Source organism: Seonamhaeicola sp. NFXS20 (assembly GCF_049132085.1).
In the GTDB taxonomy this organism is placed as follows: domain Bacteria; phylum Bacteroidota; class Bacteroidia; order Flavobacteriales; family Flavobacteriaceae; genus Seonamhaeicola.
Genome location: NZ_JAFMPU010000035.1, coordinates 1 through 1725 on the forward strand (window position 1 = coordinate 1; position 1725 = coordinate 1725).

Below are 1725 nucleotides of genomic sequence, written 5' to 3' on the forward strand. Positions count from 1 at the left end.
ATGCTTTTAAAGCCTTTTAAAACACCAGAGTTTTTAAGTGTATAAAAACAGAAACCGCCTTTAAAAGACGGTTTCTAATTATAATTTTAGGATACATTATGGGCTTGTGCAACGGTTACCATTGTTGTAAACAGTTTTATTCTTTTTTAAATTTATAGTCAAGCCAATAATTTGCAGATATTCGCATATCATTTTCTTTATCAAGCATTTTTTTCAAAGTCAGTTTGTCCCAATAAACGCAACCAGAGCAAACAGAAACAATTCCGTTAGATTTATATACTTCCGAAATTTTTCCTTTTAGTTCTTTTGTCAGAGTGAGTTTGTTTAATTCAGTTAGTTTTTCGCAAACAACTACAGCTAGATATTTTTCAGCATTATTCTCCGAATCAAGAAGTTTAATAATGGAATTGTATTTTTCTTTGTCAATTAGTTTGGAAACTTTCTGAACTGCCTTTGATTGACTTCCGTCCTCGTAGCAACCAAATCCAACCATTTCATTAACATCTACATTTGATTGTGCAATTCCGTTAATTGAAATACTAATTATAAAAGTTAAGGTAAATATTATTTGCTTCATTCATTAACTATGTCTAACATTAAAACTAGTTACTTTGTCGTTTTTGTCAAATTTGATTGTCAAATGACCTGTGTCAATTCCGTGTTTAGCCATTCCTAAATAGTAACCAAATTCGGATTCGTTTTTAGTTTCTGGAATTCCCAACAATTCAATTATTTCAGTCTTAGATTTTCCTTTTAGTTCGTGATTATTCCTCAAACTGTTCATCATATCCCAACGCAATGACCATTCAGATTCAGATTCCGTCCAGTTTTTCCACTTTTCAGAGTCAAATTGTTCGTGCGTGATATTTCCTTTCAGTGCAAAACCGATTAGAATTAGCATTCCGAAAATCAGAAATCCGTATTTTAATGCTTTTTTCAATGTATGTCTTAAATTGTTTACAACGTTTATGTGTATGGAAAGTTGCGTGCTTGTGTGCGAGGATTTTCCGAAGGAAAATCAGAAGCAAGCAAGCAAAGCAACTAACATTGGTTTAGTATAAAACTAGCAATTTTTTATACACGGTGTTGTAAAACGTTTTTTTTATTCAGTTAATTTGTCAATTATTTTATCCAAAATTTTTAAATCAGATTGATTTTTTAAATAAACAAAATTCGGCGCCATTACATTTCCAATTCCTAAAATGCCATATTCAGGGTTAAACAAAATGGGTCCAGTTCCGTCGGTTTCTGGTTCTTGCATTACGTAATTCAAGAATTCCGTTTTGGAAATTGAAAGGGCATTAAAATTCGAGTCTTTTTTTGGAATATAATTCCACATTGCAAATTTTATTGTTTTAGTTTTTGGAATGTAAAACACATTCATATTTTTACTTTCGTCAGTCAGATTTTGGTATTTGTATTTGGTTAAAGTATCTCTAATTTCAATTGTCAGTTTATAGTTTTCTGTTCTTTTTAAAGAATCTAAGTCGAAAACAAAAAGAGTCCTGTTTTCAGTAATAATTCCTTTTTTTGAATTGGAACAAGAAACTGAAATCAGCACAATAATTAGTATTTGGAACGCTTTTCTCAAATGTTTTACAACGTGTTTCTTTAGTTTGTATTAAATAACTTTAGATAGAAAAAGAGGAGAACTATAACGTGTTTTAGATTTATAGCTCCCTTACACGTACCAGTCCTCTCTTTCTATAAAGTTGCAAAGAACCA

Annotated in this window: 3 protein-coding genes; all 3 read right to left on the minus strand. The window is 30.7% G+C overall.

Annotation, left to right across the window (positions count from 1 at the left end):
* Positions 1–136: 136 nt before the first annotated feature.
* Entirely contained in the window at positions 137–577 is a 441-nt protein-coding gene (locus J1D01_RS17330; RefSeq protein ID WP_421151763.1) for a hypothetical protein, read from the minus strand.
* A 3-nt stretch (positions 578–580) separates the two neighbouring features.
* Positions 581–901, minus strand: coding sequence for a hypothetical protein (locus tag J1D01_RS17335; RefSeq protein WP_421151764.1), 321 nt, complete (start codon positions 899–901; stop codon positions 581–583).
* Positions 902–1102: 201 nt separating this feature from the next.
* On the minus strand, positions 1103–1561 hold the full coding sequence (locus J1D01_RS17340; protein ID WP_421151765.1) for a hypothetical protein: 459 nt from the start codon (positions 1559–1561) through the stop codon (positions 1103–1105).
* Positions 1562–1725: the final 164 nt, after the last annotated feature.

Coding starts and splice junctions, on each gene's coding strand:
- J1D01_RS17330 (WP_421151763.1), bottom strand. CDS start 577: ATGAAGCAAATAATATTTACCTTAACTTTTATAATTAGTATTTCAATT.
- J1D01_RS17335 (WP_421151764.1), bottom strand. CDS start 901: ATGCTAATTCTAATCGGTTTTGCACTGAAAGGAAATATCACGCACGAA.